Origin of the sequence: Phreatobacter oligotrophus, assembly GCF_003046185.1 — a bacterium.
Taxonomy (GTDB): Bacteria; Pseudomonadota; Alphaproteobacteria; order Rhizobiales; family Phreatobacteraceae; genus Phreatobacter; species Phreatobacter oligotrophus.
The window spans coordinates 762,509-789,221 of the sequence record NZ_PZZL01000001.1; the positions used below are offsets into that span (position 1 = coordinate 762,509).

A 26,713-nucleotide genomic window follows, 5' to 3' on the forward strand; every position below is an offset into this window, starting at 1 on the left:
GGTGACTGTTCATCCCACGGAGCCACCATGCTGCCTGCCGGTCCGCCCAGCGATCCCATCAGCTTCGATGATTTCATGAAGGTCGACGTGCGCGTCGGCCGCATCGTCGAGGCGCAGCCCTTTCCCGAGGCGCGCAAGCCGGCGATCAAGCTGGTCATCGATTTCGGCGAGCCGATCGGCCGGAAGAAGTCCTCGGCGCAAATCACCCGCCACTACCAGCCGGAGGCGCTCATCGGCCGGCAGGTGCTTGCGGTGGTGAATTTCCCGCCGCGGCAGATCGGCAAGTTCATGTCGGAGGTCCTGACCCTCGGCGTCCCGGACGCCGAGGGCGAGGTCGTTCTCATCGGTCCCGGTCACGCCGTGCCGGAGGGCGGGCGCCTGTTCTGACGCCCGCGCCCGTCATCAGCGGATCGGCGGGGCGTATTGCAGGCCGCCCTTGTTCCACAGCGCGTTGAGGCCGCGGGCAATGCCGAGCCGCGAGCCGGCGCCGAGATTGCGGTCGAAGCTTTCGCCGTAATTGCCGACATGGCGCATGATGCGCACGACCCAATCGCGGCTGAGGCCGAGCGCCTCGCCGAAATTGCCCTCGGTGCCGAGCACGCGGCGAATCTCGGGATTGGTCGACTGCAGCATCTGGTCGAGATTGCCGCGGGTGATGTTCAGCTCCTCGGCGGTGACCATGGCGAAGTGGGTCCACTTCACGATGTCGAACCACTGGTCGTCGCCATGGCGGACCACCGGGCCCAGCGGCTCCTTGGAGATGATGTCCGGCAGGACCATATGGTCATCCGGCTTGGCAAGGCTCAGGCGCTGCGAATAGACGCCCGAGGCATCCGTCGTGAACACGTCGCAGCGGCCGGATTCATAGGCCTTCAGGGTCTCGTCGGCCGTGTTGAACACCACCGGCTCGTAGCGCATGCTGTTGGTGCGGAAATAGTCGGCCACGTTGAGCTCGGTCGTGGTGCCCGTCTGCACGCAGACCGAGGCGCCGGAGAGTTCGCGAGCCGTTTTCACGTTCAGCGACTTGCGGACCATGAAGCCCTGGCCGTCATAGTAGTTGATGCCTGCGAAATTGAGGCCGAGCGCCGTGTCGCGCTGCAGCGTCCAGGTGGTGACGCGTGACAGCACGTCGACCTCGCCGGACTGGAGCGCGGTGAAGCGGTCCTTGGCCGAGAGCGGCGAATAGCGGACCTTGTTCGGGTCGTTGAAGATCGCCGCCGCGAGGGCGCGGCACAGGTCCACGTCGAGGCCGGTCCAGGTGCCGGCGCTGTCCGGCTGCGAGAAACCGGCAAGGCTCGGGCTGACGCCGCATTTCACCGCGCCGGCGCTCTGGATGTTGCGCAGCGTCGTGCCCGAGGTCTGGGCGAGCGCCGGGCCGGCGGCCGCTCCCATGCCGAGGGCCGCGGCAAGCGCGAGGGAGGAGACGATCCGTTTCATGGGTACTGCTTTCCGCTCTGGATGGTTGTCGTTGTGGCGGTCGCCGCCATCCGTCCGGCCCCCGCTCCGGAAGCCAGCCTAGCAGGGGGTGCGACAAAAGCGACAGATCGGGCGCATCCCCGATCCGCGTCGGGCACAAACGACAAAGGCCGGGCAGAGCCCGGCCTTTCTCGATCATCGGCAGCGGACGATGTCAGGCCGCGGCGGCCTTCGGCGTCACTTCGGCGGTGTAGTCGTCCAGGATGGTCTTGGACATGTTGCCGGGCGTGTAGCGATAGGGGCCGATCTCGGAGACCGGCGTCACCTCGGCGGCGGTGCCGGTGATGAAGCACTCGTTGAAGCTTGAGAGCTCCTCCGGCATGATCCGGCGCTCGATCACCTCGAAACCGCGCTTCTTGCACAGGTCGATGACCGTGCGGCGGGTGATGCCATCGAGGAAGCAGTCTGCGATCGGCGTGTGGACCTGGCCGTCCTTGATGAAGAAGACGTTGGCGCCGGTGCACTCGGCGACGCGGCCCTGCCAGTCGAACATCAGCGCGTCCGCATAGCCCTTCTTCTCCGCCCGATGCTTGGAGATCGTGCAGATCATGTAGAGGCCGGCGGCCTTCGACGTGGACGGCGCCGTGGCGGGATCGGGACGGCGGAAATCGGCGATGTCGAGGCGGATGCCCTTCATCTTGGTCGCCGGGTCGAAATAGCTCGGCCATTCCCAGGTGGCGATGGCGAGGTGGATGGTGTTGTGCTGGGCCGAGACGCCCATCATCTCCGAGCCGCGCCAGGCGATCGGGCGCACATAGGCGTCGGTCTGGCCGTTGGCCTTCAGCGTCGCCATCTTCGCCGCGTCGATCTCCTCGACCGAGAAGGGGATCTCGAAGTCGAGCAGCTCGGCCGACTTCCTCAGGCGCGCCGAATGCTCGGTGCACTTGTAGATCACGCCGCCATAGGCGCGCTCGCCCTCGAACACGGCGGAGGCATAGTGCAGGCCATGGGTGAGAACGTGAACCTGGGCGCTGCGCCAGGGGATGAGCTTGCCGTCCATCCAGATGTAGCCGTCGCGGTCGTGGAACGGGACGAGGGACATGTCTTCCTCCTGTACTCTCCGGGCGTCTCGGGGGTCCGTTCGCGGCTTTTGCGAAGCGGGCCGGGTCCGGCTAACCTTGTCATGCGAGAAGCGGCGCTGCGCGACGATTCCCGATGGGTGAGCAGCCTTTGGGTACGATCGTTTCGTGAATGCGAGCGGATGAGTAACAATCGGCATCGAATATGTCAACATGGCTGACATAAATGTCTCGCCGGCCCGGGGCCGGTCCGGAACGGGCGCGTCGGGATCGGCGCAGGGATCGGGGCAGGGCGCGGCCCAGGGCGGTGCGGCAGACGGCGGCGCGCGCGACCCCGCCTACGAGCTCATCGAACTGATGTTCTTCGCCTATCGCGATTTCGTCGGCGATCCCGACCACGTGCTGGAGCGCTACCAGTTCGGCCGGGCGCACCATCGCGTGCTGCACTTCGTCTACCGCCATCCGGAGATCCGGGTGGCCGACCTCCTCGACATCCTCAAAATCACCAAGCAGTCGCTGGCGCGTGTGCTGAAGGAGCTGATCGAGCAGGGCTTCATCCAGCAGAAGGAAGGGCAGGTGGACCGCCGCCAGCGCCTCCTGGCGGTCACCGAGAAGGGCAGGGTGCTGGCGCTGGAACTCGCCCGGCTGCAGACCGAGCGCTTCGCCCGCGCCATCGCCCAGTCCGGCACGACGCGGGACCAGGCGGTGCGCTTCCTCTATGCGATGATCGACCCCGAGAGCCGCGAGGATGTGACGCGGATGATCACCCAGGCCGACCGCGCGCTGGCGCGCTCGAAGGAGCGGTGATGCCGACCTCCGCCCCCGCAAAGCCGCCCGCCGACGATGCGCCGCATCTGCTCATCGTCGACGACGACCGGGTGATCCGCCAGACGCTGGCGCGCTACCTCACCAATAACGGCTATCGCGTCACCACGGCCGAGCATGCCAAGGCCGCCCGCAGACGGCTCGACGGCTTCACCTTCGACCTCGTCATCCTCGACGTGATGATGCCGGGCGAGACCGGCTTCGACCTCGCCAAGGCGATCCGCGCCGGCAGCGCGGGTCCGATGGCGGACTTGCCGATCCTCATGCTGACGGCGCGCTCCGACCTCTCCGACCGCCTCACCGGGCTCGAGCTCGGCGCCGATGACTACCTGCCCAAGCCCTTCGAGCCGCGCGAGCTCCTGCTGCGCATCGGCGGCATCCTGCGCCGCGCCATGCCGGCGCCGCAGCCGGTCGTCGAGGCCGTGCGCTTCGGCGACTTCCACTTCCACATCGGCCGTCTCGAACTGAAGAAGGGCGAAGAGGTCATCCGCCTCACCGATCGCGAGAAGGAGATGTTGCGCATCCTCGCGGTGAAGCCCGGCGAGACCGTGCCGCGCTACGATCTCGCCGCGCCTGGCGGCGACATCAACGAGCGGACGGTCGACGTGCAGGTGAACCGCCTGAGACGCAAGATAGAGATCGACCCAGCCAATCCGCTGCATCTGCAGACCGTGCGCGGCATCGGCTACCGTCTCATTGCCACGCCCTGATTGGGGGCACGCCGGGTGCGAAACAGAGTTCGTCCCGGCGAGCCGAGCCACTGAAACACGGGCGTGACCCTTTGGCGCCGAACCATTTCAGGGGGGATTCCATGTCCATGGACGACAATGGCGGCTGGAACGCCGGACCGGCGGACACCAGCACCGAGACCACCGCCGACGGCGACAGCACGACTGAACAGGTCGGCTTTCTCGAGCGCCTGTGGCAGTCGATCACCGGCATTCTGATCGGCCTCGCGCTTGTTGCGGCGACGGTCTGGGGCATCTTCTGGAACGAGGGCCGCGCCATCGGCACCACCCGCGCGCTGAATGAGGGCGCCGGCGTCACCGTCACCGTGCCCGCCACCCGCGTCGATCCCGCCAACGAGGGCAAGCTCGTCCATGTGAGCGGCGACCTCCGGTCGAACGGAACGCTTGCCGATGCCGATTTCGGCATTTCGTCCACCGCCGTGCGCCTCGTCCGCAAGGTCGAGATGTACCAGTGGAAGGAGGAGCAGCGGACCGAGACGCGCAGCAATGCCGGCGGATCGCAGACCCGCACCACAACTTACGAATATTCCCGCGTCTGGTCGGACCGTCCGATCGATTCGAGCCGCTTCCGCCGCCGCGATGGCCACGAGAACCCGGCCATGCCGGTCACCGGTCGCAGCCAGACCGCGCCGAATGCGACCCTGGGCGCTTTCCGCGCCGAGAGCCGGGTCATCGGCCTGTTCGGCTCTGGTTCGGAGCAGAAGCTCGAGGTGACCGACGCCCAGCTCACCGCCTTCCAGCGCCGCCTCGGCGCGCAGGCGCGGCTGAACGACGGCGGGGTCTATGTCGGCTATGACGCCGCCAGCCCGGTGATCGGCGACATCCGCATCACCTACACCCTCCTGCCGGAGGGCGCGGCCACGGTCGTCGCCCGCCAGGTGGGCCAGGGCTTCGGTCCCTACCAGGCCTCCAATGGCCGCGAGGTCTTCCTCGGCGAGATGGGGGCGAAGAGCGCGCAGGAGCTCTACAAGCACGCCCATGAGGCCAACAACATCCTCACCTGGATCCTGCGGGCCGTGGCGCTTCTGGTCATGTGGATCGGCTTCAACCTGATCCTGCGGCCCTTCGTGGTGCTCGCCGATGTCATCCCGCTGCTTGGCTCCGCCATGGCCGCCGGCGCCGGCATTGTCGCCCTCGCGCTGACCCTGGTGGTCGCCCTGCCGACCTTCGCCATCGCCTGGTTCTGGCACCGGCCGGTCCTCTCCATCGTGCTGATCGTTGCGGGCCTTGCCGGCGCCTATGGCCTCAAGCTCCTCGGCGAGCGCCGGCGGGCCGCCGCCCCGCGCCCGGCCGTGGCTCCGGCGCCGACCGGTCTCGGTGGCCAGCAGGCATGGCCGCCGCAGGCTGCCGCGCCGCAGGGCTGGCAGCAGCAGCAGGCGCCGGCGCCCCAGGGCTGGGGTCAGCCCGCGCCCCAGCAGCCCTCCGGCTTCCTCAACGTGCCGCAGGGCCTGAGGCCTGGCCAGCAGTGATGCCGGCCCCCTGAAACAACAAACGCCCGGTCGCGAGGCCGGGCGTTTTGCTTTTGCGATGGAGGCGATCCGTCAGGGCAGCAGGATGATGGAGCCCGTGGTCTTGCGGCCGGCGAGGTCCTTGTGGGCCCTGGCGGCGTCCTTGAGCATGTATTCCTGCGGCTTCTGGATCTTCACCGTGCCGTCCGCCACCACGGCGAAGACGTCCTTCGCATTGGCGAGGAGCTCCTTGCGGGTGGCGATGTAGTGGTAGAGGCCCGGGCGGGTCAGCGAGGCGGATTTCGCCGCCAGTGCCGTCGGCGGGAATGGGTCCGGCGCGCCGGAGGCCGTGCCGAACAGCACGAGATGGCCGCGCACGGCGAGGCATTCCAGCGACTTGGCGAAGGTGTCCTTGCCGACGCCGTCATAGACCACCTGCACGCCCTTGCCGCCGGTGATCTCCATCACCTTCGCGACGAAATCCTCCTGCGTGTAGATGATCGGGAACTTGCAGCCGTTCTTCTTGGCGAGCGCCGCCTTCTCCTCGCTGGAGGTGGTGCCGATGACGGTGCAGCCGAGCGCCTTGGCCCACTGGCAGAGCCACAGGCCCATGCCGCCGGCCGCCGCATGGACGAGGATCGTGTCGCCCTTCTTGACCGGATGGGTCTCCTTCAGGAGATAGCGCGCCGTCATGCCCTGCAGCATGATCGCCGCCGCCGTCTTGTCGTCGATGGCCTTGGGGATCTTGACGAGCTGGGCGGCCGGAATGAGCCGCTTCTCCGCATAGGAGCCGGGAGGCCCGCCCGCATAGGCGACGCGATCGCCGAAGGCGACTTCGGTCACGCCCGGCCCGACGGCCTCGACGATGCCAGCCGCCTCCATGCCGATGCCATGGGGAAGGGCCGGGAGCTTGTAGAGGCCACTGCGGAAATAGACGTCGATGAAGTTCACGCCGATCGCGGTGTGACGCACATAGGCCTCGCCCGGTCCCGGCGGCTTCAGCTGGACGTCCTCATAGACCATCGCATCCGGCCCTCCGGGTTTGTGGATGCGGATCGCCTTCACCATGTCGTGCCTCTTGCCCTGTCCGGCCGTGACCGGCCCCTAACCCGATGATTCCGTTGTAATGCTGGCCGCCGCTGCCGTCGATGGCCTTGTTGCCGGCGAAGGGTGGGCGCCTTGCGACGCGCCGCCACGCCCTGGCCTTCATGCGATGGGAACGGGTCTTGCGTAGAAGGGGCTGAGGAGCACCCCATGCTGTCCCGTCGCGAAACGATCCTGTCCGCGTTGCGCGCCACCACCGGCTTTGCCTTGGCGGCGTCGTCCCCCTTCGGGACGCTGATGGCCGGCGAGGCCGCAGCCCAGCCCGCAGCGCGGACGCGTCTGCCCCTCGGTGCCGCGGTGCGCGACGATCCGCTGGAGAAAGAGGCGGACTACCGCGACGCCATCATCCGCCATTGCAGCCAGATCGTCGGCGAGGGCGGTCTCAAATGGTACGACCTGCGCCCGAGCCGAGAGCGCTTCGTCTACGACCGCCCCGACCGCCAGCTCGCCTTCGCCACCGCCAATGGCATGACGCTGCGTGGCCATACGCTCGTCTGGTACGGCGCCATGCCCGACTGGACCAAGTCCATCTCCTCGGCCGCCGAGGCCGAGCGCGAGATGGTCGGCCACATCGAGCAGGTGATGGGCCGCTATCGCGGGCGCATCAAGAGCTGGGACGTGGTCAACGAGGCCATTCCCGACGAGCCGGCGAGCCGCTCCGACATCCGCCCGTCGATCTGGCAGCAGCGCCTCGGCGAGAGCCACATCGCGCTTGCCCTGCGCACCGCCGCGCGGGTCGACCCGCAGGCCCAGCTCGTCATCAACGAATACGACATCGAATTCGTCGGACCCCGCTTCCGCCGCAAGCGCGAGGCCTTCCTGCGCCTGCTGCGCGACCTCAAGCTGCGCAACGTGCCGCTCCATGCCGTCGGGCTGCAGGGGCACCTGCGCGCCGAGATCCCCATCGACAAGGAAGGGCTGTCGGCCTTCATTGCGGAATGCCAGACCATGGGTCTCCAGGTCCTCGTCACGGAGCTCGATGTCGTCGACGAGAAGCTGCCCGGCCCGCCGGAGGTGCGCGACATTCTCGCCGCCTCGCGCGTCTATGACTTCCTCGACGCGGTGCGCGCGGGCTCGCCGATCGACTCCATCCTCACCTGGGGCATCACCGACCGCTACACCTGGGTTCCGCTCTATTTCAAACGGGCCGATGGCCTGGAGAACCGGCCCTTGCCCCTCGACCGCGACTATCGGCCGAAGCCCATGCTGCGGGTGATCGAGCATTTCCTGCGGGACCGCCGCTGATGCTGATCCGCCAGACCTCCACCTACATGGTCGCCCATGGCACCTCCGCCATCCTGGGCTTCCTGTCGGTGATCCTCTTCACCCGGCTGCTGTCGCCGGCCGAATACGGCATCTATGTCGTCGCCCTCTCGGTCGCGGGTATCATCTCGGCCCTGCTCTTCACCTGGGTGCGCCTGTCGGTCCTGCGCTTTGAATCGGAAGGGGAGGCGACCGACATCCGCCTCACCGCGCTTGCCGCCTATCTCGTCTCGGTCCTGACCCTGCCGGCGGCTCTTGTCGCCACCGTCTGGCTAGCCCACGTGCCGCTCGACAAGGCGCTGGCCGCGATCCTGCTCGCGGCGGCCCTCGGCCTGTTCGAACTCGGCCAGGAGATCCTCCGCGCCCGGCTCGACTCCACCTCCTACATGCGGGCGACCGTCGTCCGCGCCTTCTCGGCGCTCGGCATTTCCTATGGGCTCGTCCAGCTCGGCTGGGGCGGCTTCGGCCTCGTCGCCGGCGTTGCGGGGGGCTATCTCATCGCCGCCGCCCTGTTTTCCCCCTGGGTCTGGCAGGGGCCGCGCAAGCCCTTCGACCGCGTGACCTTCCGCACCATGCTCGGCTTCGGCATCCCCATGGCCATGTCGGGCGGCGTCTTCGCCTTCCATTCCGCCCTCGACCGGCTGCTGGTCGCCTATCTGCTCGGCGATGCCGCCGCCGGCGTCTATGGCGCCGCGGCCGATCTCGTGCGCCAGATCATCCTCTTCCCGGCGCTGTCCGTTGCCTCCGCCATCGTCCCCCTCGCCATCCGCTCGCTCGCCGAGGACGGCGTCGAGGCGGCTGATGCCCATCTCACCCGCAGCGGCGAACTCCTCCTCGCGGTGGTCTTGCCGGCCGTCGTCGGCCTCGCCATCGTCGCCCCGCATTTCGCCGCCCTGATCCTCGGCCCCGACTTCCGCGACACCGCGGCGACGCTGATCCCGATCCTCGTCTTCGCCTGGCTGTTCCAGACCATCTCGCAGCAATTCGTCCAGGTCAGCTTCCACCTCGCCAAGAAGCCCTCGCTCATGGTCGCCCATGGCACGGCGATCCTGGTGGTCAATGTCATCGCCATGGCGCTGCTGGTGCCGCGCTTCGGGCTCATCGGTGCCGCCTGGTCACTGGTCATCGCCGAGGCAGCGGGCGTCGTCGCCGGCTACATGCTGTCGCAGAAGGCCCATCCGCTGCCGCTTGCCTGGCGGCCGGTGGTGCGGGTGGTCGCGGCCGTGGCGGTCATGGCGGCGCCGACGGCACTGCTCGACCGGGCGCTGCCGGACGGGGGGATCCTCACCTTCGCGTTGACGGTGATCGTCGGCATCGTGGCCTATGGGCTCGCCACCTTCGCGCTCGACATCGCCGGCATCCGCACCGCGCTCATGCAGAGGTGGCGCCCGGCGGCCCAGGGCTGACCCTGGGCGCCACGGCGGCGCGCCGACACGGGTTTTCAGTCGATCGACAGGACGTCAGGCGTCCCAGCGCACGGCGGCCACGTGCCGGGCGAGCTCGGCATCGGTCTCGTGCCGGGCCGCATCGAAGGCCTCGCGGCCCATCCGCTCATATTTCCAGCTGTCGCTGATCTCGCGGAAATGCCGGTAGCTGAACTCCCGCGTCATCAGGCGCGAGGCGAGATGGCCGCCGATGGAATGGATCTTCCACTGTTGGCCATCGGGAATGCGGTGCGGGACCAGGGTCCATTTCGGCGGGCAGCGATCGCCATCGACGGTCAGGACACCGAACTTGCGGACGGGGCGCTCGCGCCGCGTCACCGTGTAGTCCTTGTGCCGGCGCCCGGGACGGGCCGGCGGCGGCTCCTCGCCGTCGAGGCCGATGACCCATCGTCCGGTGTAGCGGAGCACGCCGGTGCGCGAGGCCTCGGCCGCCGCGAAGAGGCTGCGGCCGCCCATGGGCAGGATGAATTCGTCGACATCGGAGCACTGGACGCCCGCCGCCGCCTCGAGGAAGCGACGACGGCCGTGCTCCCAGACGCCATGCTGGCCGAAATCGGAATCCCACCAGCGCGTCGCGTCCCACCCCTGCGGGCCGAACTTGTAGGGCCAGTCCACCACCCGCACGGCGGCGATGCCGTCGAGCCCGGGGAGGGCTGCCGCGAGGTCGTCCGGCGAGTAGCGCGTCGAGCCGTTGTCGTAGATCAGCACCGCGTCGGCGCCATGGACGTCCCGGGAGAAACGCACCCAGTCGAGGATCCAGGCGATGTCGTTGTTGCGGGACTGGGTGAACATCACGCGGCGACCGGCGAAGATGTCCACCTCGCTCGGCTGGATCGCAATCTCCACCGTGCCGAAGGACGCGTTGAGGACAAGACGGTCCGTGCCGTCGGGAGCCGTCACATGGACCTGGCCATGGCGGTCCAGCTCGCGGATCTCGAACGGGCAGTCCAGTCCGGAGGGCAGGGCGGTGATGCGGGCCTGTTCGAGCGCCGGCTTGAGGTTCAGGAAGGGCGGGCCGAGCAGCACGATACGGCCGCGCGATCCCATGAATGCGTCGTAGAACAGCGTCTCGGCGTCGAATTTGTCGAGATAGTCCGGCTCGCGCGCCTCGACCGGGCGCGGCGGTTCGCGCCGCGCGGCGCTGAAGGCCGTCAGCGAGGTCGCCACCGGACGCAGCACCTCGACGCGCGCGGCATGACGGATCACGGATCGGTCCCCCCTGGTCGCCGGACCTTGGAACAGCGGGCGCGCCGGTGTCAAAGACGCCGCATCGCTCATGATGACCGCGTCGCCATCAGCCAGATGGCCTTCGGGTTGGTGACGGCATAGCGCCAGAACAGGCGGCGCGGCTCCAGCCAGATGCGGAAGGCCCATTCGAGCGAGGCCCGCTGCATCCAGTCCGGCGCCCGGCGGTTGGTGCCGGAGAGGAAATTGAACAGGCCGCCGGAGGTCTTGATCATCCCGACCTGGGACAGGCGGTCGCCGAAGCGGGCGACGAAGCGCTGCTCATGCGGCACGCCCATGGCGAGCCAGAGGATGTCGGGCGCCAGGGCGTCGATCTCCGCGATCTTGGCGTCCAGGGCCTCGCCTTTCAGGAAGCCGTGGCAATGGCCGACCAGCCGCAGGCGCGGATAGGCGGCCCGGACATTGGCGACGGCCTTCTCGACCTCATCGGCCGTGGCGCCGAGCATGTAGAAGGTGGTGCCCGTCTCCTCCGCCCGGCGGGCGACGTCATGGAACAGGTCGGTGGTGGCGACGCGCTCGGGCAGGGCCGTGTGGCAGCGATAGCGGGAGGCAAGCACGAGCGGCTGTCCGTCGGCGACGATCTGGTCGGCCATGCCGATGAGGCCGGCGAGCTCCGCATCGGACGAGGCGCGGGCGATCACCTCGCCATTGGCCGAGGTGAGGTAGAGCGGCCTGCGGCCGCGCCGCCTCTCGCACGCGGCGCGGATCATCCAGTCGGCCGTCGCCGCTCGATCGAGGACGGCGATGGGCAGGCCGCCGACCGTGACGGTCGGGATGGCGGCGAAGGCCTCATCGAAGGCCTCGCCGAGCCCGATCGCCGGCGGAGCCATCGTCGTGGGACCGGTCATCGCCATCTCCACCCTCACTGGACGAGCCTGGCCAGCGGGGCCCGCGTCACCGGCTCGGCCGCACGGCGACGGGTGGGCGCCGGGCCCGAACCGCCGCGCAGCAGGGCCGCGAGGAGGGCAAGGCCGACGCCGAGACCGCCGCCGAGCACCAGGCCGGCCAGGGCCATGACCACGCCGCGCGGCGGGAAGACGCGATCCCGCGGCGGCTGGGCGACCGTGATGATGCGGGCATTGTTGGTGTCGACGCGCTCCAGCTCGCTCGTCTCGCGGGAGCGGGCGAGGAAGGCCTGGAGCAGGTTCCGGTTCACGTCGACCTCGCGCTGTAATTCGCGCAGCTGGACGAAGGCCTGGCCGGCATCCGAGGTCTGGCGCGACAGGTCATCGACAAGGCGGCGCTGGGCGGCCTCGGCCGAGCGGGCGCGATCGAGATCGGCGCGCGCGGCCTGCGCGATACGGCCCAGTTCCTCCATGATGGCGCGCTCGAGATCGGAGACCTGCGCCTGGGCGTTGCGGACGACCGGATGGCGCGGACCGAACTCGGTCTGGACATCGGCGAGGCGGCGGCGCGCCTCGGCCTGCTGGCCACGCAGGGCGGCGATCGTCGGCGAGAGAACGGCTTCGGGCAGCGCGCCGGCCTGGCTGGCGACACGCAGCGAGGCCTGGATCTGCTCCTGGCGGGCCTGGGCCTCGGAGACGCGGGCCTGGGCCTGGGCGAGCTGGGTATTGGCTTCGGTTAGCTGCTGCTCCGACACGAGCTGCGTGCGGGTGCCGAACAGGCCGTTGCGGCGGCGGAAGTCCTCCACCCGCTCCTCGGCATTGCGGACCCGGCTGCGCAGTTCATCGAGACGGTTGGTCAGCGACTGCGTTGCGCGACGGGCCGCATCCGCCCGGGCCGCGGTCTGGCTGTCGATATAGGCGTGGGCGACCGCATTGGCGAGGCGCGCGGCCTTGTCAGGATCGGCGGCGCGGACCGTCACCTCGATGACGAAGGTGCGCTCGGGCCGGCGGACGATGACGCGGTCATAGAGCGCATTGAGCGCCAGGCGCTCGCGCTGCTCGAGGCTTTCCTCAGCCGTGCGGCCCATGCCGATGGACTTGAGCAGGCCGACGGCCCAGGACGCGCCGCCCTGGCCGTTGAACTCGGGATCCTCGGTCAGCCGCTCGCTGTCGATCACCCGCGAGAGCACGCTCTGCGAGGTGACGATGCGCGCCTGGCTCTCGACGAAATTGATGGCGGTGTTGGAATCCTGCTGGCGGGGGGTCAGCTCGTTGTCGAAGACCTGCAGACCGCGGGGATCGACGAAGATCTGCGCCGTCGAGACGAAGCGCGGCGTCATGATGCGCGAGGCACCATAGGCGAGGATGCCGCCGATGATGGCGAGCACCACGATGGCGAGCCAGTAGCGCATCACCTCGCCGATCAGGCCGGCAGGGGCGGCCGTCGGCCGCGGGGCGGCAGCAGCGGGAGCGGGGGCGGGCTTATCCGGACGACCGTCGTCATACATGGCGATGTTGTCTCCTGGATCCTCCGGGAGGGAGCAATGGCGCCCGTCCCGGATCGGAACACGTGAACTCTGTCGTTCTCCTGCTGCGCAAGGACGGGACCATCCCGTTCTGTGCCAATTTCAAGCGATGCCACACGCGTCGAGGGCCTCTGCCACCGGCATGATGGCGATGTCGCGGTCGAGCGCGCCGGCGACCGCCGCCTCGAGGATCCGCGCCGTCGTCCCGTAGGGGGTCGGGTTGTCGCAGACGTCGTGGGTGAAGAGCACGAGCCAGCCGCCGTCCCGCACCAGGCGGTCGAGCCAGGCCTCCATCGGGACAGCGGCCAGCGACCGCTCGCTGATCTCCACCGACTTCAGGAAATCGAGATCGGTGCGTCCCAAATTGATGCCGGCCATGACCGAGCGGCTGGCCCTCACCGTTTGCGACAGCCAGCGCTTTTGCGGCAGGCCGCAGATTCCATAGGGGTAGGCGTAGGATTCGTTGGAACGGCCCGGGACGAGCCGGCGCAGGGCCGCCCGATTGGCGGCCAGATCGGCGGCGAAGGCGCCCGCCGTCATCGCCGCGGCCGGGCGATGGGCGTGGCCATGCAGCGCCATCTCGTGCCCGCGCGAGGAGAGGTCGACGACCGCATCGGCGCCCGCCACGGTCCAAAGGTCGCTGTGACGGTCGAACAGGCCGGAGGCGACATAGAAGGTGCCACGGACCCCGTGGGCCTCGAGGATGCGGCTCCCCTCGACGCTGGCCGAGCGCGGGAAGTCATCGAAGGTGATGGAGAGGATGGGTCTCGCCGGCCGGACGTCGCCGGTGCGGAAGGCGATGCGTCGGCCCACCGCATGACTGACGCGCGCGAGAAGGCCGCCGTCGCGGGCCGCGGTGGCGTCGTCGGGGCCGATGGGCGCTGTCTGCGTGGCTGTTCGGACCGGCGTCGTCGTTTCAGTTTGCGTCACAATTCAATCCCTCGCCCGCGGGCGTCGAACGCGTTGACCTGTTTTCGCACAGTTTACGGTACGTTACCGGCCCACCGCGATAACATCAGCAATGGATGCGCCAGCCTCGCGGTCGCGGGGATCGTCGGACGGCAAGGACCTTGCTCTGACAGGCTCAAACGGCCCCGAACCCGTGCCTCGCGCGCCGGTTCTGAACCAGGATGGAACGGTGACCCTCACCATGTCCCCCGACGAGACATCCGCCACGCGACCCTTGGGCACCGTGCGCAGCCCGCTCCTCGAAGCCGCGGCCGTCCGCGCGGTCGTCGTGGTGCCGACCTTCCGGCGCCCGGCCATGCTCGACGAGACGCTGGCCTCGCTGGCCGCCCAGCGGACGAGCCGCGCCTTCGCGGTCGTCGTGGTGGAGAACGAAGCTTCTGGCCGCGAAGGCCTTGCCGTCGCCGCCCGCTGGCTCGCCGGCGGCGCCCTCAGGGGCGAAGCGATCGTTGAAACCTCACAGGGTAATGTCCACGCGATCAATGCCGGCTTCGCCCATGCTCTCGCCAGCTTCCCCGCAGCGACACATGTCCTGATGATCGACGACGACGAGGTCGCGAGCCCCGATTGGCTGGAGCTGATGGTCGCTGCCGCCGAGCGCGAGGATGCCGATGTCGTCGGTGGTCCGGTCGTTCCGCGGTTCCAGGCCGACGCGCCTTCGGTCCTGCGCCGTCATCCCGTCTTCTGGCCGAGCCACCATCGCACCGGCGCGGTGCCGATGATCTACGGCACCGGCAATTGCCTGATGCACCGGCGCGTTTTCGAACGCCTCGGCGCAAGGCCGCTTGATCCCCGCTTCAACTTCCTGGGCGGCGGCGACATGGACTTCTTCACCCGCTGTCGCCTGGCCGGCTTCCGCTCCTGGTGGGTGGAGGAGGCGCTGATCACCGAGACCGTTCCGGCCGAGCGCGCCCGCATCGCATGGGTCATGAAGCGGGGCCTGCGCATTGGTTCGATCAACCGCGCAGTGGACCTCAAGCGCTCCGGCGAGGCAGGCCGCTGGAAGATCGTCGCCAAGGACCTTGCCATCGTGCCGCTGGCCTTTGTCCGGGCCACGGTGACGCTGCTGCGCACCGGCAACCCGGTGGTCGCGGCCCATCCGCTCGCCGTCTCGGCCGGGCGGATCGGAGCCTGGTTCGGTGTCGAGCAACAGCCCTACAAGGCCGGAGCCACCACGTGAGCGTCTTCACCGACACGCGCCTCATTCGCCTGCCAGCGGACGAACTCGCCGAGTTGATGCGCTGGGGCCGCCTCGCGGTCTTTGCCGGCACGCTGCTCCTCGCCTGGATCACGCTCGAGCCTTTCGCCGACTTGACGAACACCGACGTCCTCGAGCTCGCCACGGGCCGCGACGGCGCGACCTACCTCGCCTATGGCCTGCTCGCGGCAGCCGGCACGGCCATCGTCCTGTTGACCCAGCCGCGGCTGCTGGCGAGCCTCCTCCATCCGCTGTGGATCCTGCTCGGCGCCTGGCTCTGCGTGACCGTCGTCACTTCGGCGGATCCGAACCTGTCGATGAAGCGGCTGGTCCTCTTCTTCCTGCTGGCGTTGCTCTGCGCGACGCTGTTCCTGATGCCGCGGGGCCGCAAGCAGATGGCGCTGCTGCTGGTGGTCGCCGCCGCCGTGGTGACGGTGCTCTCGCTGGTCGGCGTGGCGCTGATGCCGGAACTCTCGATCCACCAGGCGACCGATGTCGGCGAGCCGCAGCTCGCGGGCGACTGGCGCGGCGTCTTCGCCCACAAGAACACCACCGGCGCCATCTTCGCGATGATCATCTTCATGATGATCTTCGCCATCCGCGCCGGCCATGGGCTGGCGGCCGGGCCGGTGCTGGCCGCCTCCGTGCTGATCGTTGCCATGTCGGGCGCCAAGAGCTCCACCATGCTCTTCGTCGGCGCCATGCTGATCGCCATCCTGGTGCAGCGCATCCGCAGCGGCCTCGTGATCGGCGCCATCGCCTTCGCTCCGCTCGTCGTGCTGTCGGTCCTCGGCCCGGGCTCCGTGGTCAGCGACGCCATCGCCAGCGTGGTCCAGAAGCTGCCCTTCGATGCCACCTTCACCGGGCGCGCCGATATCTGGGAGCTGGCGCTCGAGAAGATTGCCGAAAGGCCACTGACCGGCTGGGGCTACCAGGCCTACTGGGCGCTGGAGAGCACCCGTTTCGGCCAGGAAGACACGACCCAGTGGGCCGGCCATGCCGCCCATGCCCATAACGGCTATATCGATGCGGCGCTCAACATGGGCCTTCCGGGGCTTGCCCTGACGCTTGTCGTCTTCGTCATCATGCCGCTGCGCAACTATCTCGTGGCCCGCCGCGGCGGCGCCGACCCGGCGCTGCTGCTGATGCTCCTGCAAATCTGGCTCTTCGGCGTCTATCTGTCGGTGATGGAGAGCTTCATGTACCTGCGCTTCCATCCGACCTGGATCACCTTCCTCTTTGCGGTCTTCGGCCTGCATTATCTGGCGAGGCGGCCGCATGTTGCGCCCTGACGCGCCGGCCCGGCTTGACGTCCTCGTCTCGGACTCAGCCGCGCCCTGCGGCGTCGAGGCCTTTGCCCGCCGCCTCGCCGCAACCGCCGGCGACCGCGCCGCGACCCGGCCGCTGGGGTCGCGCCTGCCGGCGGAGCGAGGCGTCCTCGTTCTGAACCTGCCCGTGGTTGCCTGGAAAAAGCGCCTCGTCGAGCCGATCACCGCCGCCGCGAGCGCCCGCGCCGCCGGCCGCCCGGTTCTCATTGTCCTGCATGAATGGGCCGACCTCGACTGGAAGCGGCGGGCGAGCTATGCGCCGCTCCTGCCGCTGGCCTCGGCCATTCTCTTCTCCTCGCCCGAAGTGGCCGCGCAGTTCGCCGCGAGCCCGCAATCGCGCCTCGCCCCGCGGCGCCGGGGGATCGTTCCCATTCCGCCGAACGTCATCCTGCCGGAGCGCCTAACCGAGACGGCGCTGAGCCGGCTCATAGCCTCCGAGCGCCATCGCGGCCGGCTCGTGCTTGGCCATTTCGGCTCGATCTATCCGCGCAAGCAGTCGTCCCAGATCCTCGACCTGGTGGCGGCCCTGGTCCAGCGCGGCGCCAATCCCTTCGCCGTCTTCCTCGGCTCCTTCGTCAAGGGGCAGGACGACGTGGAGGGCGACTTCCGCGCCCGCGCGAAAGCGCTCGGCGTCGAGGATCGCATCCATGTCAGCGGCTACATCGCCGATGACGCGGATCTCTTCGCGGCCTTCGCCGAGGTGGATGTCTTCGCCTATCTCTTTGCCGAAGGCCTCACCAGCCGGCGCGGCAGCGTCCTCGCCTGCGCCATGTCGGGCCGGCCGGTGGTCGTCAACGCGCCCGAAACGGCCGGCGCCTTCGACCATCACCCGACCTATCGCCGCCTGCTCGAGGAAGGGCGGCTGCGGCTCGTGCCCACCCATGCCGGCCTCGATCAGGTGGCCGAGGCCGTCGAGGCCGCCGCCGTGGCGCCGCGCCTGCCGGGTTGCCTCGATGTCGACGGCGCCTGGCGCGATGCGCTAGCCGCGGTCGACGCCGTGATGGCGGCCTGAGGCGAGGCTCCAGATCCTGAAAACCAAGAAGGCCGCGGATCGCTCCGCGGCCTTTTGGATGTGCTGCGCCAGTGCGCGTGGTCAGAAGGCGTTGTCGTAGGCCTTCCGCGAGAACACCGTGCGGAACAGGATCTCGATGTCGAGCAGGATCGACCAGTTGTCGATGTAGAACAGGTCGTGCTCGACGCGGGCCTTCATCTTGGCGTCGGTGTCGGTCTCGCCGCGCAGGCCGTGGACCTGAGCCCAGCCGGTGATGCCCGGCTTGACGTTGTGACGGCGGGCATAGAGCGCGATGCGGTCGTCGAACTCGCGGTCATGGGCGATGGCGTGGGGGCGGGGGCCCACCAGCGACATCTGACCGGCCAGCACGTTGAGGAGCTGCGGCAGCTCGTCGAGGTTCCAGCGGCGCAACACGCGGCCGACGCGGGTCACGCGCTGGTCGTTGCGGGTCGCCTGCCGCACCACGTCGCCGTCGTCCATGACGGTCATGGTGCGGAACTTCACGATCTGGAATTCGCGCTGGTTGAAGCCGAGGCGCCGCTGGCGGAACAGCACCGGGCCGGAGCTGTCCAGCTTGATGGCGATGGCGATGACGAGCAGGACCGGCGTGAACATGAACAGCGCGAAGGAGCCGAGCGCGAGGTCGAGGGCACGCTTCAGCATGACCTCGCCCGCGGTCAGCGGCGGCCGGCCGAGCTGCAGGCTGGCAATGCCGCCGGCCTTGGCGATGTGGATGTCCTGGAAGCGGTCGAAGATGCGCTCGGGGCCGAGATGGATGGTCACCGGGATGCGCATGAAGCCGTCGACGAGGCGGTCGATCGTCTCGGTCTCCGACCAGGGCACGATGATCAACACGTCGTCGAGCTGCATGTCGCGCGCCTGGGTAGCGATGCGGGCGATGTCGTCGCGGCTCACCGGGCCGCCGGCGGGGGCGAGCAGGCCCGTGCCGGCAATGTGCATGCCGGCATTCCAGGGCTGGTAGCGCATCGCGAAGGCGGTGACGTCCTCCTCGCGGCCGACCAGCATGACCCGGCGCGCCGGGATGATGCCGATCTTCGAGCCCAGCGTCATCATCCGCCGGGCCGCGCCACGGGCGATGAAGATGGCGGGCAGGCCGACAACGAAGCTCAGCGTCACCGCGACGCGCGAGAAGTTCTCGGTCGTCTTGGTGGCGAAGGCGAAGGCGATGAGGATGACGAAGGTCGCGCTCCACAGCGTCAGCGTCGTGCCGAAATCGCGGCGCACGCCGACATAATGGCCGATCTGGTACTGGCCGCGGACGGCGTTCAGCAGCACGAAGGTGCTGGCGAGGACGGCCGCCAGGGCCACCTGCGACTGCGAGGTCCACCATTCGCCGCTGGAGGCGCGGGCATAGAGGATGGAGATGAGGAAAGAGGTGCCGGCAATGACCATCCAGTCGATGGCGCCGGTGGCGAGTTTCAGCGCGAACCGTGTCCAGGCATAGCCGCCCCGATTGCGCCGGGTGATGGCGCCAGCCGCGAGATCCAGTTCCTTCAACGTCATGGCGAGGTGCCTCGTGCCATTCTGCGGCAGCTCTGTCCCGGTCGGGGACGCTGTCGCAGGGTCACACTGGTCCTTGCAGGCCTCATGCCGCGTCGCTCCCGCGGGCCGCTCCGCGCCGCCCGACGAGGGCGCTGACCCGCTCCACCACGGTGCGGCGCGCCTCGGGCGGGGTCATGTCGTGGTCTGCCGCCGGCACCACCGTGATCGGCGGGATGCCCTCGCGCAGCAGCCAGCGTCCACCGCTGCCGAAATGCAGGGCGAGATCGCCGAGGCCGGCATCGTTCTCGGAGAAGATTAGGTCCATGGCGACACGCCGTTGTGACAGCGTCCGCATGATGAGGCGCGCTTGCCGCGTCTGCTCCGACGGGCGGATGGCGGCAACCCGCTGGCCGAGCCGGCGGCTGAATGCGCGGACAAGCGGCAGAACCTTGCGCTCGCCGGTGAGGATGCGCTTCCAGGCGCGCGCCTCGAACACCTTGCCGGCATAGCTGGCTGCGAGCGGATAGGCCGAGGCGATGGCCTCTTCCACCGTCTCGCCAGGACGCCAGACGAAGCGCTGGATGTTGACGAGGATCAGGCCCCTGATCCGCGGATCGGCCGCGGCATGGTGGAGGGCCAGATAGGCGCCCGAACAGGCGCCCAGCATGGTGAGCTCGCGATAGCCGCGGGCGGCGATCAGGTCGACGCCGGCGGTCACCTGGCTCGCATTGGCCGGATGGTAGAGCACGGCATCGACCGTGTCCGGGGCGCCGGGCCTGTCGCGGCCGTCGCCGATACCGGCAAGGTCCATGCGCAGCGAGGCGACGCCCTGCGCCGCGAGTTCTCGCGCGAGGAGCACGCTGGAGCGGGCCCAGCCCACATGCGAGTTGCGGCCGGCATTGACGATCAGGAGGGCTGGCTTGCCCTCGGCCGGGACGCTCGGTTCGCAGAGCACGCCGAACAGCCGGTCGGCCTCGCCGAAGACGACGGCCTCTTCGGTGAAGCCGGGAGCAGAGAGCCGCGCCGGCTCGAGCGGCTCTGCCGGGCGCGGCGTCCGTTTCGGCAAGGCGTCCAGCCAGTCGCCCGCCCGTGCGATGACCTCGTGGGGCGTGGTGGCCATGGTCGGGCTCAGCGAGATCGCCTCGAAGCCGCCGATAGACTCGATCGCGAGATCGGGCCGCGCCGGCCAGCTTGACGCCAGCGACATGGCATCGGCGGCGCCGTGTCGATGGAGGACCAGCGTCGGGACCTCGGGCGGCGCCTGCCGGCCGAGATCGACGGTGCGGATCGCCCCCAGCGTCTCGTTGGTCGTCGTCAGGCCGGCGATCAGCAGCCCGTCCTCGGTCGCCGTGGCGTCGGGGTCGAGGCGCGCGCCCTCGGCAAGGGCGCGGGCGGTGAGGGCGAGTTCGCGCGCATAGATGCGCCCCTTCACCACCGGGTCCAGGAGCATCAGGCCGGCGAAACTCTCGCAGCCGGTCGCAGCCAGGGTGGCGATGGCGGCGCCGAAGCGCAGGCCCCCCATGACGATGCCCGAGGCGCCGCCCTTGGCGACGAGGAACGAGGCGGCGGCACGGGCCGCCCCGACCCACGCATCAAGGCGTGCCGGATCCGAGTCGGAGCCGAGCGAATCCGCCGTGCCGGGCAGGTCGAAGCGCAGCACTGCATGGCCCCGCTCGGCGAGGCTTTCGGCGAGGATGCGCAGGCTCTTGGTGGCTGCCAGGGCTTCGACGCCATGCGGCGCCACCAGGACGACACCGAGGCCCGAGGCGCGGGAGGCGTCGGGCCGGTGGAGCTTGCCGAGCAGGCCGTGGAACGTGACCGGGATCATGCGGCGTGCTCGTAGGCGACGGGGTGGCTGTTGAGGGCCGTCACGCGGCCCTGCGTCGAGAGGGGCGTGCCACGGCGCCGGACCAGCGGCACGACGCGCGTCTCGCCGGGCGCGAGGCAGAAACCCTCGTCGCTGGCGCGGAAACCCGCATCCTCGACGGTGATGGCATGGGCGAAGCGGTCCGTGGCGATGGCGAGCGCGGGCCCGGCCTCGCCATCGACGCGCTGCGCCGAGAGGCCGATATCGCCCGGCGCGACGGCGCATCCCGGCAGGACATGGCTCGCCTCGGCCAGTAGTGCCCCCGTCTCGGGGTCGTGCAGCCTGGCCAGCGTCGCCTGATGGGCGCGCGGCCCGAAACGATAGGCGTCGGCGATGTCGAAGAAGCGGCCCAGCAGCTCGTGGCTCGACAGGCTGAAGGCCTTGCCGGCGGCAAGCGTTAGGCCGCGTTCGGCGCGGGCGAGGGGGTGCGGACCCTCGCCATAGGATGCGAGGGTCAGCCGCACGGCGCGGGACTTCCGCGTCTCGTTGACGAGGTGGATGCCGAGGCCGTTCAGCCCCTCGTCGGTGAGACCGAGATGCAGCGGCCGGAAGGCGCGCCGCAGGGCATGCCAGGTCGATTTGGGTTCGCCGAGGCGGTCGACCAGGCCCCAGCCTGCGCCGGGCTTCATGTCGGCGAGGAGCCAGACGAGGCCGCCGCGGCAGCGCGAGCCGGCCCGGCGCCACTCCCCGAAGACGGCTTCCATGAGGATGGCGGGGGCGGCGCGGCCGAGCGCCAGCCAGCGGTCGGGGTCGGAAGCGCGCAGCGCTGCCGGATCGAGGCCGAAGAGCGCGCCGACATAATGGTCGCGGACATCCTCGAAATCCCAGTCGGCGCCGGCATCGCGCGGCACGCCGGACGACCAGCGGGTCTCATCGGCGGGATTCATGTCCTGGAGGGCGAGCGAAGCGGCGGAGGGAACGGCTGCGAAGGCGAGGCATTCCGAGGCGAAGCGCACATCGGCGCGGCGGGCGTCCTCCATGGGACGGCGATAGGCGCCGACCCCGAAATAGTGGGTCACGCCGGCGTCGGTGACGAAGGGCAGGGAGCCGCCCCACGGCGTATGCGGCACATAGGCCGCCTGCGGCGCGAGTTCTGCGACGAGCTGCGGCAGGTGCTCCTCGAAGAAGGGCATGGCGGCCTGATCAGGCTTCAGGCCGAGCATGGTCGCCTGCTGCGCCATCTCGCTGCCGCCGCACACCACAGCCAGGGACGGCGAGCCGGCGAGGCGGCCGAGCAGGTGCTGCACCTCCGCCGTGACGAGGGCGCGAAACGCCGGGTCCTCGGTCGGATAGTCGAAATTGGCGAAGGGCAGGTCGTGCCAGACGAGCAGGCCCAGCTCGTCGCAGGCGGCATGGAAGGTCATGCTCTCCGCTCCCATGGTGCCGGAGAGGCGGATCATGGTCATGCCGGCATCGCGCGCGAGTTCCAGCAGGGGGCGCGGATCGGCGACGCCCGGCGCCGCCGGATCCGGCGGCGTCCACGAGGCGCCGCGGCAGAACACCGGCACGCCATTGACGACGAGGCCGAAGCCCTGGCCATCGGGACCGCGATCAACGGCAAGCGTCCGGAAGCCGACGCGGCCGGCCTCCATGAGCCGATCGCCGATGCGCAGCTGCACGCCATGGGTCGCCGCGTCGCCAAGGCCATTCGGCCACCACGGCGCGACATCGGGGACGACGAGGCGCCCGGCATGGGCGTTGCCGGTGCCGGGATGCAGCGTCTGGGAGTGGCCGGCGCACAGCACCTCCACCGCATCCTCCACCGGCTGGTCGAAGGACACGGCGATATCGAGCACGCCGTCTGGTCCCTCGAGACCCGCGTTGAGGCGCAGCGAGACAAGGCGCGGGGCAGCGGTGTCGGGGAGCAGGTGCATGCCCTGCCAGGGGCCAACCACCGCGACCTCCGGTGACCATCCCGGCATGTGGCCGAGAGTCGTGGCGCGGATGAGCCGCAGCGTGCCCGGCTGGATCATCATCGGGCGCCAGCGGGGCCGCGGCCCCTTGGCGGCCGCGAGGACCGGGTTCAGCGCCGGGAGCCGGATGGCGAGGGCATGGCGACCCGCCGGGCAGGAGAGGGCGGTCGGCACATACATCGATGCGACCGACGCAGACTGTGCGCCGTCGAGGAAGATCTCGGCGGGGGCAGTCAAACCCTCGAACCGGATCGTGCCGGGCGTGTCGAGGACGATCTCGCGGCGATACCAGACATCACGGTCATGCAGTCCGGAAGGGGTGCCAGGCGAAAGGCGCCCGGCGGCGATCAGGGCCTGTTCGGCCGTGCCCGGGACCGTGGCGGTGATCCAGTCAGCCGCCGCGTCGAGCTCCTCCGGAGTGGTCGCCGAGCCCGCCGCCACGACAGCCATCAGCCAGTCCGCGTCGAGCGGCACGGCGGGCGCGTGCGTGTCGTGGCGAACCGGCTCCATGGGGTCCTCAGGAGGCGGCGCGCACCAGCGGCCGCGTCTCGGCAGCGGGGAAGCGGAAGGCAGCCGCGAGGTCGTCCATCAGCGCATCGTACTGGTCGGCGATCTCGGCCAGCGCCGGGGCGAGGGCATCGAACTTCTTGCGGGCGAGGGCGCGGGCCAGCAGGAACTGGAAGGTCTTCATCCCGTTGGCCATGGTCCCGCAGCGTGCGATCGCAGCATCGAGGCCGGTCACGCCCTGCCGTGCGAGCCAGGCGAGATGGGCGCCGAGCAGCGCGATATTGGCGCCGAACTGGCGGGCCGAATTGAAGGCATAGGGGTGGAACGAGCAGGGGGGCTGCGTCGCCAGCCAGTCGAGGTGAGCCGGCAAGGCATCGGCATAGGCGCGGACCGGGTTGCGCGCCGGGCGGCGTGCCCAATGCCCGGCAAGGCGGGCGAGGGCGGCGTCCTTCAGGGCGCGGCCGGAGAGGCCCGGGCCTGCGATCTTCACGAACTCGGTATAGGGCGGCAGGACCGGGGTTGGCACGGAGCCGAAGCCGAGGGCCTGCTCGACATCCTCGCCGGCCATCTCGAAATAGCCGGCATTGTGGAAATAGCCGAGGCTCGCCGTCGCCCGGTCGAAACGGTTGACGGCGATCGTCGTCTTGGAATGGTCGGTGCGGTAGGTGACGCCGCGCGTGTCGGGCAGGAAATGCGCGTCGACCTCGACCATGACGAGCCGGCCGCGGGCGACCTGCTCCTCGATATGGTCGACGAGCGGCCGGTAGATCGACAGCTCCTGCAGGTCGAGACCGAACAGGCTGTCGAGATCACCGTTCGGGATCTTGAAGAAGGTGAACTGGTCGCCCTCGAAGTCCTGAGCCAGCGTCATGCCGAGCCCCGCCTCCGGCTCGCGGCCGAGGGCGTGGAGGACCTCGATCAGGAGGTCGGTGTGGCAGTTCGTCTCCGGCCAGGCCACGGAGGCGTCATGCAGGGCATGGCGCACGTGGCTGGCGGCGGTCAGGTCGGCGAGGACGGCCTTCATCGGTTACAGCCCCAGGGTCTGGCGCAGCGAGGCGGGCCAGCGCTTCACGTTGGTGCCGTAGTGCTTGAGCAGGGCGAGGATCACCCGCTCATGGCCGAAGCCGACACAGGCGGTGTGGGCCACTTCGCCATCGGCCGAGGTGAGGCCGAAGGTCTTGCCGAAATGGTCCTGGTGATAGTTGAACGACAGGCAGGCCGTCGGCTTTTCCTCGCTCTCGATGGCGATGAGCAGCTCGAACTTCAGGCGCTGGTCGCGCTGGTTGATCGCCAGCATCTTGCCGGTGCGGCCGAAGAACGGATCGTTGGCGACGTCGACGGTGAACGGCAGGCCGAGCTCGCCGATCAGCGCCTGGCCGCGCTCGAGCCAGGAGGCGCGGAACTCGGTCACCTGGTCGGGGGTGCCCATGCGCACATATTCGCGCATGCGGAAGAACTGCTGGCGCGCCGGGTCCTGCGAGGGCTCGTGGCGGAAGCAGTAGGAGAGAAGATCGAAGAGCCGGCCCTCGGCGGGCAGGGTCCCGCGCTTGGCCGCCGTCGGATAGAGCGGGTAGCAGGCGGCGGGCGTCAGCACGATCTCGCTCGCCTTCTGGCCGGCGGTCCAGTCGCCGCCCTGCTCGATCGTCTGCAGGAGGCTGACATGGTCGGCCGGATTGCCGCAGAAGCAATGCACCGTGCCGGCGAGCTGCGGGAAGCTCTTCATGTAGCCCGACTTCTCGAAGATCGAGCGGGCCATGGCCGGCGGGAAGCGCACGACTTCCGCCTCGTCGGCGGCGCCGTAGCGGCTGACGAGGGCCTGGAAGCCGTCGCCGATGGCCTCGAACAGGCCGGAACGGCCATAGAGGCCGTCCACGCCGGTCTCGATCAGCAGGCCCTGGTCGAACAGGTCGTCGAGGAACGTCTTGGTCTCGGTCTTGTCGAGCATCGCGTCAGTCCTCCAGGTCGGTGTCGAGGCGCGACATGAGGAGCATCGTCGCGGTGTTGGAAAGGATGCGGTCATTGGCGATCATCAGCGGCGCCGACAGGATGTCGCGCAGCTGGCGGCCGATGGAGAAGGGATTGGCGTTCTTGTAGCCCTGGATGCCGACGATGGTCAGCGCCTCCTGGACCAGCGAGACGGCGCGGCGCGAGGCCTCGACCTTCACCGCGTTCATCGCCACAGCGAAGGCCATCGAGTTGATGGCCGCATCGTCGTGGCGGGCTGCCTCGAAACGGGCGATGCCGTCGCGGACGAGCGTCTTCAGCCCGGCGAGCTCGGCAGCCGCGGCGGCAAGGCGCGCGGCGCCCGGCGGCACGGCATTGGGCATGCGGCGGGCGGCCTGGCGGACGCTGGCCTGCGCCTTCGACAGCGCCGAGCCGGCAATGCCGAACCAGAGGGCGGCCCAGAAGAGGTGCGAGCTCGCCAGCATGGACTGCGCGGCGATCTCGGCGAAAGGCTTGGGGAAGACCTGCTCGGCGGGCACGGTCGCGGCCAGCTTGAAGCCGTGCGAGGTGGTGCCGCGCATGCCGAGCGTGTCCCAGGTCGAGGTCTGTTCGAGGCTCGCCTGGTGCTTCTCGATGACGACCATCACCTGGTCGGACGAGGCGGCATCCGGCGCGCGGCGGGCGGTTGCCAGGATCGCATCGGCATCGAGGCCGTAGGAGATGACGGTGGCGTCCTTCTCGATCCGCACCTGGTCGCCATCGGGCACGATGGAGCAGATGGAATTGCGCAGGTCGCCACCGATGCCCGCCTCGGTCGTCGCCGAGCCGAGCAGGAGCTGCTTCTCCGCCACCTTCTGCATGAAGGCGCGGTGCCAGTCGCTGTCGAGGCCGTGGTGCACGAGGCTCGACGCCTTGATCTGGTGCATGGCGAAGACCATGCCGGAGGCCGAGCAGGCCGCGCCCAGCGTCGTGCAGATCTGGGCGATGTCGGCGAAGTCTGCGCCTTCGCCGCCAAGATGGGCCGGAATCATGATGCCGAGGAGGCGCTCCTCGCGCATGGCGTCGACCGCTTCGCGGGGGAAGCGGGCATCGCGGTCCACCGCATCCGCATGGGCGGCGGCGACCGTCGCGACGCGCTTGGCGCGGACGATGAGGTCCGCGGTGCGCGGGGTGGCATCGGGTTCCGACCGGTCCAGCATGGCTCAGGCTCCGACCTTCTCGGCCTGCAGCTCTTCGAGAGCGGCAGTGATCGAGGCGATGGAGGAGAAGAGGCGGCGGTTGAGCATCCGCTCGGGGAACTCGATGTCGAAGGCTTCCTCCAGCGCCAGCATGAGCTGGACGGAGCCGAAGGAGGTCATCCCGGCTTCATAGAGGTCGCTGGTGTCGACGAGACCGTCCACGCCGCCCGGCAGCTCCACGGTGCGGGCGATGATCTTGAATCAGCCCCCTAATTGCCCGGACACGACCCACCCTTAAGATAAGGGTTAGGAGTAATGTCGTGCGCATGACTGGTTCTTATCCGAAGAGTGA

The 26,713-nt window shown here is 69.3% G+C and carries 23 protein-coding genes; 9 read left to right on the forward strand and 14 right to left on the reverse strand.

Annotated features, from left to right (window positions below):
* Positions 1–27: 27 nt before the first annotated feature.
* Positions 28–387, forward strand: a complete 360-nt coding sequence (locus C8P69_RS03830) for a tRNA-binding protein (RefSeq protein WP_108174516.1) — start codon at positions 28–30, stop codon at positions 385–387.
* A 15-nt stretch (positions 388–402) separates the two neighbouring features.
* Here C8P69_RS03830 and C8P69_RS03835 read toward each other — a convergent pair whose 3' ends face one another.
* A complete protein-coding gene (locus tag C8P69_RS03835) occupies positions 403–1,437 on the reverse strand; it encodes an amino acid ABC transporter substrate-binding protein (protein WP_108174517.1) in 1,035 nt (344 codons plus the stop codon).
* A 193-nt stretch (positions 1,438–1,630) separates the two neighbouring features.
* Positions 1,631–2,518: a branched-chain amino acid aminotransferase gene (locus tag C8P69_RS03840; protein ID WP_108174518.1), complete on the reverse strand. Its 888-nt coding sequence runs from the start codon at positions 2,516–2,518 to the stop codon at positions 1,631–1,633.
* Between the two features lie 190 nt (positions 2,519–2,708).
* On the opposite strand from C8P69_RS03840, the gene C8P69_RS03845 reads away from it, so the two are divergent.
* The 3 genes from C8P69_RS03845 to C8P69_RS03855 all read left to right on the forward strand — a co-directional run bounded on the left by C8P69_RS03845 (position 2,709) and on the right by C8P69_RS03855 (position 5,538).
* A complete protein-coding gene (locus tag C8P69_RS03845) occupies positions 2,709–3,302 on the forward strand; it encodes a MarR family winged helix-turn-helix transcriptional regulator (protein ID WP_108174519.1) in 594 nt (197 codons plus the stop codon).
* A complete protein-coding gene (locus tag C8P69_RS03850; protein WP_108174520.1) occupies positions 3,302–4,030 on the forward strand; it encodes a response regulator in 729 nt (242 codons plus the stop codon). The genes C8P69_RS03845 and C8P69_RS03850 overlap by 1 nt, the downstream gene beginning before the upstream one ends.
* 101 nt (positions 4,031–4,131) lie before the next feature.
* The gene (locus C8P69_RS03855) at positions 4,132–5,538 is read left to right on the forward strand and encodes a TMEM43 family protein (protein ID WP_108174521.1); all 1,407 of its coding nucleotides are present in this window, start codon (positions 4,132–4,134) and stop codon (positions 5,536–5,538) included.
* A 72-nt stretch (positions 5,539–5,610) separates the two neighbouring features.
* On the opposite strand, the gene C8P69_RS03860 is transcribed toward C8P69_RS03855, so the two are convergent.
* Positions 5,611–6,585 (reverse strand): quinone oxidoreductase family protein, encoded by a 975-nt coding sequence (locus C8P69_RS03860; RefSeq protein ID WP_108174522.1) that lies wholly within the window; start codon positions 6,583–6,585, stop codon positions 5,611–5,613.
* A 186-nt stretch (positions 6,586–6,771) separates the two neighbouring features.
* On the opposite strand from C8P69_RS03860, the gene C8P69_RS03865 reads away from it, so the two are divergent.
* Positions 6,772–7,866, forward strand: coding sequence for an endo-1,4-beta-xylanase (locus C8P69_RS03865; protein WP_211353795.1), 1,095 nt, complete (start codon positions 6,772–6,774; stop codon positions 7,864–7,866).
* On the forward strand, positions 7,866–9,290 hold the full coding sequence (locus C8P69_RS03870) for a lipopolysaccharide biosynthesis protein (protein WP_108174523.1): 1,425 nt from the start codon (positions 7,866–7,868) through the stop codon (positions 9,288–9,290). Before C8P69_RS03865 ends, C8P69_RS03870 begins: the two co-directional genes overlap by 1 nt.
* Before the next feature lie 54 nt (positions 9,291–9,344).
* Here the strand turns inward: C8P69_RS03870 and C8P69_RS03875 are convergent, their stop codons facing one another.
* The 4 genes from C8P69_RS03875 to C8P69_RS03890 all read right to left on the reverse strand — a co-directional run bounded on the left by C8P69_RS03875 (position 9,345) and on the right by C8P69_RS03890 (position 13,875).
* The gene (locus C8P69_RS03875) at positions 9,345–10,535 is read right to left on the reverse strand and encodes a hypothetical protein (RefSeq protein WP_108174524.1); all 1,191 of its coding nucleotides are present in this window, start codon (positions 10,533–10,535) and stop codon (positions 9,345–9,347) included.
* 68 nt (positions 10,536–10,603) lie between these two features.
* Positions 10,604–11,422, reverse strand: a complete 819-nt coding sequence (locus tag C8P69_RS03880; RefSeq protein WP_245901843.1) for a WecB/TagA/CpsF family glycosyltransferase — start codon at positions 11,420–11,422, stop codon at positions 10,604–10,606.
* Positions 11,423–11,436: 14 nt separating this feature from the next.
* Positions 11,437–12,927: a GumC family protein gene (locus C8P69_RS03885; RefSeq protein WP_108174525.1), complete on the reverse strand. Its 1,491-nt coding sequence runs from the start codon at positions 12,925–12,927 to the stop codon at positions 11,437–11,439.
* Between the two features lie 120 nt (positions 12,928–13,047).
* The gene (locus tag C8P69_RS03890) at positions 13,048–13,875 is read right to left on the reverse strand and encodes a polysaccharide deacetylase family protein (protein WP_170118108.1); all 828 of its coding nucleotides are present in this window, start codon (positions 13,873–13,875) and stop codon (positions 13,048–13,050) included.
* Positions 13,876–14,095: 220 nt separating this feature from the next.
* Here C8P69_RS03890 and C8P69_RS03895 point away from each other — a divergent pair, with 220 nt between their 5' ends.
* From C8P69_RS03895 to C8P69_RS03905, 3 genes are read left to right on the forward strand one after another with little or no spacing between them, the layout of a single operon-like run.
* Positions 14,096–15,091 carry a glycosyltransferase family 2 protein gene (locus tag C8P69_RS03895; RefSeq protein WP_108174583.1) on the forward strand — a complete coding sequence of 332 codons (996 nt, stop codon included), beginning with the start codon at positions 14,096–14,098 and terminating at the stop codon, positions 15,089–15,091.
* The gene (locus tag C8P69_RS03900) at positions 15,088–16,401 is read left to right on the forward strand and encodes an O-antigen ligase family protein (protein WP_108174527.1); all 1,314 of its coding nucleotides are present in this window, start codon (positions 15,088–15,090) and stop codon (positions 16,399–16,401) included. The genes C8P69_RS03895 and C8P69_RS03900 overlap by 4 nt, the downstream gene beginning before the upstream one ends.
* Positions 16,388–17,449 (forward strand): glycosyltransferase family protein, encoded by a 1,062-nt coding sequence (locus tag C8P69_RS03905; RefSeq protein ID WP_108174528.1) that lies wholly within the window; start codon positions 16,388–16,390, stop codon positions 17,447–17,449. The genes C8P69_RS03900 and C8P69_RS03905 overlap by 14 nt, the downstream gene beginning before the upstream one ends.
* Positions 17,450–17,530: 81 nt before the next feature.
* Here the strand turns inward: C8P69_RS03905 and C8P69_RS03910 are convergent, their stop codons facing one another.
* The 7 genes from C8P69_RS03910 to C8P69_RS03935 all read right to left on the reverse strand — a co-directional run bounded on the left by C8P69_RS03910 (position 17,531) and on the right by C8P69_RS03935 (position 26,616).
* Positions 17,531–18,973 (reverse strand): undecaprenyl-phosphate glucose phosphotransferase, encoded by a 1,443-nt coding sequence (locus C8P69_RS03910; protein WP_108174529.1) that lies wholly within the window; start codon positions 18,971–18,973, stop codon positions 17,531–17,533.
* Positions 18,974–19,055: 82 nt separating this feature from the next.
* Positions 19,056–20,780, reverse strand: a complete 1,725-nt coding sequence (locus tag C8P69_RS03915; RefSeq protein ID WP_170118109.1) for an alpha/beta fold hydrolase — start codon at positions 20,778–20,780, stop codon at positions 19,056–19,058.
* Positions 20,777–23,242, reverse strand: coding sequence for a glycoside hydrolase family 2 protein (locus C8P69_RS23750; RefSeq protein WP_170118110.1), 2,466 nt, complete (start codon positions 23,240–23,242; stop codon positions 20,777–20,779). The genes C8P69_RS03915 and C8P69_RS23750 overlap by 4 nt, the downstream gene beginning before the upstream one ends.
* Positions 23,243–23,249: 7 nt before the next feature.
* Positions 23,250–24,263, reverse strand: coding sequence for a DUF1839 family protein (locus C8P69_RS03920; protein ID WP_108174531.1), 1,014 nt, complete (start codon positions 24,261–24,263; stop codon positions 23,250–23,252).
* Positions 24,264–24,266: 3 nt separating this feature from the next.
* Positions 24,267–25,184, reverse strand: coding sequence for an amino acid--[acyl-carrier-protein] ligase (locus C8P69_RS03925; protein ID WP_108174532.1), 918 nt, complete (start codon positions 25,182–25,184; stop codon positions 24,267–24,269).
* Positions 25,185–25,188: 4 nt separating this feature from the next.
* The gene (locus C8P69_RS03930; RefSeq protein ID WP_108174533.1) at positions 25,189–26,382 is read right to left on the reverse strand and encodes an acyl-CoA dehydrogenase family protein; all 1,194 of its coding nucleotides are present in this window, start codon (positions 26,380–26,382) and stop codon (positions 25,189–25,191) included.
* Between the two features lie 3 nt (positions 26,383–26,385).
* A complete protein-coding gene (locus tag C8P69_RS03935) occupies positions 26,386–26,616 on the reverse strand; it encodes an acyl carrier protein (protein ID WP_108174534.1) in 231 nt (76 codons plus the stop codon).
* Between the last annotated feature and the right edge of the window lie 97 nt (positions 26,617–26,713).